Here is a 7,171-nt window from a genome sequence, read left to right as displayed (position 1 = left end):
AATCTGTCACTGATACACCGCTTTCGCGAGCAAGCCCGCTCCCACATTTTTGACCGCGTTTCGCCAGGTATTCAGCGAACGCTGCTTTCGAAGCGGCTCACACCCGGCAATTCCAGCACCAGCTCGTCACCCACATTCAGCGGGCCCACGCCTGCCGGCGTACCGGTGAGGATCACATCCCCGGCCTGCAACGAGAAGCAGCCGGCCATGTACTGGATCATCGGGATGATCGGGTTGAGCATGATCGCGCTGTTGCCGTCCTGGCGCACTTCGCCGTTGATGGTCAGGCGGATGCCGATATCCGTCACATCCGGGAAAGTGCTGCCGACCACGAACGGGGCAATCACCGCCGCACCGTCAAACGACTTGGCGATTTCCCACGGCAGGCCCTTGGCTTTCAGCTCGGCCTGTTTGTCCCGCAGGGTCAGGTCCAGGGCCGGGGCGAAGCCGGAGATGGCGTCCAGCACTTCCTCGCGGCTCGGTTTGGCCGACAACGGCTTGCCGATCAACACCGCGATTTCCGCTTCGTAATGCACCGAACCGCGCTCGGTAGGGATGGCAAAACCGCCTTCCAGTGCCACTACGCAACTGCCGGGCTTGATAAACAGCAGCGGCTCGGTCGGTACCGGGTTATCCAGTTCCTTGGCGTGTTCGGCGTAGTTACGCCCGATGCACACCACCTTCCCCAGGGGAAAGTGAATATTGGTGCCGTCGACATACTTGTGCTGGTAGCTCATGGACCGACTCCTTCAGGGACTGTTAAACAGCGAAAATCTTGCCCGGGTTCATGATCCCGTTCGGGTCGAACACCGCTTTCACTGCCTTCATGTATTCAATTTCAACCGGCGAGCGGCTGTAGGTCAGGTAATCGCGCTTGGTCATGCCCACGCCGTGTTCGGCGGAGATCGAGCCGTTGTACTTCTGCACGGTCTCGAACACCCACTTGTTGACGGTGGCGCACTTGGCGAAGAACTCGTCCTTGCTCAGGTTTTCCGGCTTGAGGATATTCAGGTGCAGGTTGCCGTCCCCGATGTGGCCGAACCAGACGATTTCGAAGTCCGGGTAGTGTTCGTCGACAATCGCGTCGATTTCCTTGAGGAAGGCTGGCACTTTCGACACAGTCACCGAAATGTCGTTCTTGTACGGCGTCCAGTGGGAGATGGTCTCGGAGATGTACTCGCGCAGCTTCCACAGGTTGTGCAGTTGGGTTTCGCTCTGGCTCATCACGCCGTCCAGCACCCAGCCCTGCTCGACGCAGTGTTCGAACGTGGCCAGGGCATCGTTGGCCACTTCTTCGGTGGTCGCTTCAAATTCCAGCAGCGCGTAGAACGGGCAGTCGGACTCGAACGGCGCCGGCACATCGCCGCGACCGAGGACTTTGGCCAGGGCCTTGTCGGAAAAGAATTCGAAGGCGGTCAGGTCCAGCTTGCTCTGGAAGGCGTGCAACACCGGCATGATCGAGTCGAAATCGGTGGTGCCGAGCACCATCGCGGTGAGGTTTTTCGGCGCCCGGTCCAGGCGCATGGTCGCTTCGACCACAAAGCCCAGGGTGCCTTCAGCGCCGATGAACAGCTGGCGCATGTCGTAGCCGGTGGCGTTCTTGATCAGGTCTTTGTTCAACTCCAGCAGGTCGCCCTTGCCGGTGACGACTTTCATACCGGCCACCCAGTTACGGGTCATGCCGTAGCGAATGACCTTGATTCCGCCGGCATTGGTGCCGATATTGCCGCCAATCTGGCTGGAACCCGACGAGGCGAAATCCACCGGGTAGTACAGGCCTTTTTCTTCGGCGACGTTCTGCAATTGCTTGGTGACCACGCCCGGCTGGCACACGGCGGTGCGGTCGGTGAGGTTAACGTCGAGGATCTGGTTCATATAGTCGAACGACACAACCACTTCGCCATTCGCAGCGACGGCAGCGGCCGACAGGCCGGTACGGCCACCGGACGGCACCAGCGCGACCTTGTGCTCATTGGCCCAACGGACGATGGCCTGCACCTGCTCGGTGGTCTTCGGGAAGACGATGGCCACCGGGGCCGGCGCGAAATGCTTGGTCCAGTCCTTGCCATAAGCCTCAAGGGAGTCAGCATCGGTCAGGACCTTGCCAGGCTCAACCAGGGTCTTCAGCTCATCAATCAGGGCAGGATGGGTCATCGACAGAACTCTCGAACAATTCATGGTCATCCTGAGAACGCTTCACGTCGCAGGAATGGGTGTTTAGCGGGGCACGTATGCTAGCATACCGCCCCCGCAGGATAGTGCCCAAGGGCGTTCTGCGGTGACGGCTTTCCTGCCGTCCGGGTCAGCTTACGTGATCCGATTCCCTGCCATTTTTCTCCGGGATACAGGTTTACGCAGATGAGCAAGACTTCTCTCGATAAGAGCAAGATCAAGTTCCTTCTTCTGGAAGGCGTCCACCCATCGGCCGTCGAAGTCCTGAAGGCCGCCGGGTACACCAGCATTGAGTACATCACCAGTTCTCTGCCGGAAGCCCAGCTCAAGGAAAAGATCGCCGACGCGCACTTTATCGGCATTCGCTCCCGCACTCAGCTGACCGAAGAGATCTTCGATCACGCCAAGAAGTTGGTAGCTGTCGGCTGTTTCTGCATCGGCACCAACCAGGTCGACCTCAACGCAGCGCGCGAGCGCGGCATCGCGGTGTTCAACGCACCGTACTCCAACACCCGCTCCGTTGCTGAGCTGGTATTGGCCGAGGCGATCCTGTTGCTGCGCGGTATTCCCGAGAAGAACGCTTCCTGCCACCGTGGCGGCTGGATCAAGAGCGCAGCCAACTCCTTCGAAATCCGCGGCAAGAAGCTGGGTATCGTCGGTTACGGCTCGATCGGCACGCAGTTGTCGGTACTGGCCGAAGGCCTGGGCATGCAGGTGTTCTTCTACGACACCCTGACCAAGCTGCCATTGGGCAACGCCACCCAGGTGTCGAGCCTGACCGAGCTGCTGGGCATGTCCGACATCGTGACCCTGCACGTACCGGAAACCGCTGAGACCCAGTGGATGATCGGCGAGAAGGAAATCCGCGCCATCAAGAAGGGCGGGATCCTGATCAACGCTGCACGCGGCACCGTGGTCGAGCTGGACGCCCTGGCCGACGCGATCAAGGACAAGCACCTGATCGGCGCCGCCATCGACGTGTTCCCGGTTGAGCCGCGCTCTAACGACGACATCTTCGAAAGCCCGCTGCGTGGCCTGGACAACGTGATCCTGACCCCGCACATCGGCGGCTCCACCGCTGAAGCCCAAGCCAACATCGGCCTGGAAGTGTCGGAGAAACTGGTCAAGTACAGCGACAACGGTACGTCGGTGTCCTCGGTCAACTTCCCGGAAGTGGCTCTGCCGGCGCACCCTGGCAAGCACCGTCTGCTGCACATCCACCAGAACATCCCTGGCGTGATGATGGAGATCAACAAGGTCTTCGCGGAAAACGGCATCAACATTTCCGGTCAGTTCCTGCAGACCAACGAGAAAGTCGGCTACGTGGTTATCGACGTAGACGCCGAGTATTCGGACCTGGCGCAAGAGAAGCTGCAACACATCAACGGCACTATCCGTAGCCGCGTGTTGTTCTAATCGTTAAACGCGCATAAAAAAGGGAGACCCTCGGGTCTCCCTTTTTTGTCTGAACAAATCTTACTTGACGTTAACCGTGATGACTTTCGAGGCTACAGTCGGGTTGAACTGCATGTGCAGTTTGTCGCCGGCTACCAGTTGCAGCGTGTGCTTGCCTGGGGTGAGGGTCAGCTCGGTTTCGGTCTGTGCCTTGCCGTAGTGGATCACGGTATCGGTGGCCGGGATCGGCACGCTTGCATCCGGCAATTCTTTCTGGTCGATCAGCAGGTGGTGGTGGCCGGTGCCCGGATCCTGACTGGTGGCCGGAGCCAGTTTCAGGCCTTCCATGCCGAATTTCACGGTGAAGGTTTTATCGACGGTGGCGCCATCTTTGGGCGACACGATGAACACTTTGGCACCTTCTGGTGGAGCGCTGCGCGGGATGCCATCAGCAGCGGTCGCCAGCATCGAAGCGCCCAGCAATAGGCTGGCCAGGGTTGCACGGGTCAAAAAGGCTTTCATTCACTTCTCCAGTTTTTCCGGGAAATCTGTAGGGTTATGACAACTTCGCGACAAATTGCTGTCCAAGACATTCAACACCATAGCAAAGCGAGCCTGAACAACGCTTCGCTCATTCGAATTCTTTAGGAGCGACCATGCGTTTCCTGCCTGGCCTGTTACTTTTACTGCCCCTTGCAAGTCCCTTGGCCCATGCCGAACTGATCGACGATGTATTTGACCGCGGGGAACTGCGCATCGCAATGGAAGCCAACACCCCGCCCTTCAACTTCAAGGAAGGCGACAAACTCACCGGTTTTGAAGTGGAGCTGGGTGAGTTGCTGGCCAAGGAAATGGACGTACGCCCCTCCTTTATCACTGTCGATGCCGCCGAGTTGCTGCCCGGCGTGGAAAGCGCCAAGTACGACGTGGCCATCAACCATATCGCTATGACTCCTGAACTGGCGGATCGTTTCGACTTCAGCGAGCCCTACAGCTACTCCAGCGCACAGCTGATCGTGCGCAAGCAGGAACAGCGCCCGTTGGGCAGCTTTGCGGCGCTCAAGGGCAAGGCGTTGGGCGTGGCCCAGGGCAGCCAGTTTGTGGAGCAGGCGCGCACCGCCGAGGGCGTTGATTTGCGCAGCTATGCCGATGCCAGGCAGCCGATCAAGGACGTTGCCGATCAACAGATCGATGCCGCCATCAGTGATCGGCTGCTGATTCCCTACGCGATTCGCGACAGCCAGCTGCCGGTGAAGGAAGGCGCAGACGTCGGCCCGACGCTGAGCCTGGCGATTCCGTTCCAGAAGGGTAACCCGGCGTTCAAGGCCAGCCTGGACAAGGCCCTGCAACGAGTGAAGGCCGATGGCCGGCTGGCGGCGCTGTCGGAGAAGTGGTTCGGGATGGATGCGAGCAAGCCGGTGAAAAAGGCCGAATAAACGACTCGGTCAATGTGGGAGCGGGCTTGCTCGCGAATGCGGTGGCTCGGCTTGAGCATCGGGTGACTGACACTGCGCTTTCGCGAGCAAGCCCGCTCCCACATGTTGATCTATGTCGGGCTTGAGCATTTTGCCAGGGCCGCTGCCGCTTCGGGCAATTCCAGCTCACTGAACACCAGCACCCCATGGCGCTTGAGCAAGGCCGACGTCACGCCTTCGCCCGTGACCTTCACGCCGGTGAAGGTACCGTCATAGGTCAGCAGATTGCCGCACGACGGGCTGTTGGCCTTGAGTACGGCGACGCGGATATTGTGACGCTGTACCAGCGCCAATGCCTGGCGGGCGCCATCGAGGAACGCTTCGCTGAAGTCTTCCCCCTGGGCCGTCAGCACCTGGGCGCGGCCTTCCCACACGTCAATCCCCTGCCCGCCCGGGATTTCGGCAGACGGCCGTGGCGTCGGCAAGCCACCCGCCACTTCCGGGCACACGGCAACCACCCGGCCTTCGGCCTGCCACGCGGCCAATTGATCGAAAGGCCCGCTGGCCCCTCCGTCGTAGCGTACCCGGTGCCCCAGCAGGCAGCGGCTGACCAGAATCTTTTGCATCATCAAAACGGCTCGTTGCCCCGCCGGCGAAACCAGCCGGTGAGGGACAGGCGTTCGCGGGTGGCGGGCATGACTTCATGGGGGATTTCCCCCGACAGGAATACCACCAGGCAACCGCCGGTGGGCACCACATCGTATTCGACGTCGCCCTTGAGGTACATGCGCAACTGGCCGCCATGTTCCGGCAGCCAGGCGTTGTTCAAGTAGATCACTGCCGACACCATGCGCCGGTCGTCATCGCGAAAACGGTCCACATGCTTGAGGTAAAACGCCCCCGGCGGGTACATCGCGAAGTGGCTTTCGAAGTCTTCCAGGCCCAGGAACAGGCCACGGTTCATCGCCACCCGCAGGCTGTCCATCAGCTCCAGGTAGTTATCGCAGGCCACCACCTCGCCCGGCTCCAGCCACTGGATATGGTCACCCCGGATGCCCTCGCGAATCTCCTGGGACGGCCCCCGTCCGACCGCCGCGGGCGCCAATTCACCTTCGGCGGCGCGTTTTTGGCACTCAGCCGCCAGTTCGAGGGTCAGAGCCTCGGGCAGGAAGATATTCTGCTGCGACCAGCCTTGTGCGGCCAGGTCATCGACAATGCGTAACAGCAGCGGGTGATCGGAGGGTATGGGCATGGCGCGCATAGTATCCATACGCCTGTGAATCCGACAGAGCCGCCGAGCGTCTGAATACACTTTAGTCAGGTGACCGATAGGATTTCTCGACAAATCCTACGCCCGACACGGACAATAGTGGCCGACTGACAGGAGTCCATATGCGTCGTTTGTTTTTTTCCTTGCTGATGTTCTGCGTTTTGCCCGCCTGGGCAGACAGCCATGACCAGTTGTACAAGGTCGCCGGCTGGGCAGACCAGCGCGCGCATTTTAATGACGCCCTCAGTGCCGCCCAGCAACGCTACCGCAACAGCCTGCCGCCGGCGGTGTATCAGGCGCTGGTGGACAACAGCAATAAACGCTTCGCGCCCCAGTCGGTAGACCAGCGCGCCGAAGCGCAACTGCGCAAGAATTTGGCGGACCCTAAGCCGGCACTGGCCTTCTTCCAGTCGCCGCTGGGCCGCAAGATTGTCGCCGCCGAGTTGCTGGCCACCCGCCGCGATCAACTGGCGAAGAACGCCCAGGGCTTGCCGCACATGGAAGCCGATGCCACCCGCAGCCTGATCATCGGCCACCTGGCCCAGGCCTTGCCTGCGCGGGAAGCCGGGGCTGAAGTCAGCCTGGCGATTGCCGGCGTGGCGGCCGACAGCTTGAGCCAGATGATCCCCGGGCTGTTGGGCGGAGGCCAGGCGCAGGGCATGTTGAACGGCCAGCGTGAGCGCCTGATGCAGCAGATTGGCAATGATCTGAACAACACGCTGTTGTACGTCTACCGGGATTTGTCCGACCCGGAGCTGGAAGAGTTCGCGACGTTCGCGGAGTCGCCGGAGGGCAAGGCGTACTACAAGGCGGCACTGGCGGCGATTCGCGCCGGGCTGGCGGTCGGCCAAAGCACCTCAAGCCTGGCGCAGTAACCCTGTGGGAGCGGGCTTGCTCGCGAAGACGGTGTGCCAGTCAC

General features: G+C 60.7%; 8 protein-coding genes. 3 read left to right on the top strand and 5 right to left on the bottom strand.

The window, feature by feature from the left end:
* Positions 1-71: 71 nt before the first annotated feature.
* A complete protein-coding gene (locus ACW9I6_RS29005) occupies positions 72-737 on the bottom strand; it encodes a fumarylacetoacetate hydrolase family protein (RefSeq protein WP_003213842.1) in 666 nt (221 codons plus the stop codon).
* Positions 738-759: 22 nt separating this feature from the next.
* On the bottom strand, positions 760-2,154 hold the full coding sequence (locus tag ACW9I6_RS29000) for an FAD-binding oxidoreductase (RefSeq protein WP_457340111.1): 1,395 nt from the start codon (positions 2,152-2,154) through the stop codon (positions 760-762).
* Between the two features lie 204 nt (positions 2,155-2,358).
* Here ACW9I6_RS29000 and serA point away from each other — a divergent pair, with 204 nt between their 5' ends.
* Positions 2,359-3,588: a phosphoglycerate dehydrogenase gene (gene serA, locus ACW9I6_RS28995; protein ID WP_003213846.1), complete on the top strand. Its 1,230-nt coding sequence runs from the start codon at positions 2,359-2,361 to the stop codon at positions 3,586-3,588.
* Between the two features lie 60 nt (positions 3,589-3,648).
* Here the strand turns inward: serA and ACW9I6_RS28990 are convergent, their stop codons facing one another.
* Positions 3,649-4,089 carry a DUF4399 domain-containing protein gene (locus ACW9I6_RS28990; protein ID WP_003213848.1) on the bottom strand — a complete coding sequence of 147 codons (441 nt, stop codon included), beginning with the start codon at positions 4,087-4,089 and terminating at the stop codon, positions 3,649-3,651.
* A 134-nt stretch (positions 4,090-4,223) separates the two neighbouring features.
* On the opposite strand from ACW9I6_RS28990, the gene ACW9I6_RS28985 reads away from it, so the two are divergent.
* Positions 4,224-5,003 (top strand): transporter substrate-binding domain-containing protein, encoded by a 780-nt coding sequence (locus tag ACW9I6_RS28985; protein WP_003213851.1) that lies wholly within the window; start codon positions 4,224-4,226, stop codon positions 5,001-5,003.
* A gap of 110 nt (positions 5,004-5,113) precedes the next feature.
* Here ACW9I6_RS28985 and ACW9I6_RS28980 read toward each other — a convergent pair whose 3' ends face one another.
* The gene (locus ACW9I6_RS28980) at positions 5,114-5,608 is read right to left on the bottom strand and encodes a DUF523 domain-containing protein (RefSeq protein WP_457340112.1); all 495 of its coding nucleotides are present in this window, start codon (positions 5,606-5,608) and stop codon (positions 5,114-5,116) included.
* Positions 5,609-5,610: 2 nt separating this feature from the next.
* Complete coding sequence (locus tag ACW9I6_RS28975; RefSeq protein WP_003213854.1) at positions 5,611-6,243, bottom strand: 2OG-Fe(II) oxygenase; 633 nt, start codon at positions 6,241-6,243, stop codon at positions 5,611-5,613.
* Between the two features lie 131 nt (positions 6,244-6,374).
* Here ACW9I6_RS28975 and ACW9I6_RS28970 point away from each other — a divergent pair, with 131 nt between their 5' ends.
* Positions 6,375-7,127, top strand: a complete 753-nt coding sequence (locus tag ACW9I6_RS28970; protein WP_008438922.1) for a DUF2059 domain-containing protein — start codon at positions 6,375-6,377, stop codon at positions 7,125-7,127.
* Positions 7,128-7,171 lie beyond the last annotated feature (44 nt).

This window comes from Pseudomonas sp. SDO5522_S412 (genome assembly GCF_054071215.1).
Note: the sequence above shows the minus strand (reverse complement) of the source record. Positions and strands in the feature narration are given on the sequence as shown.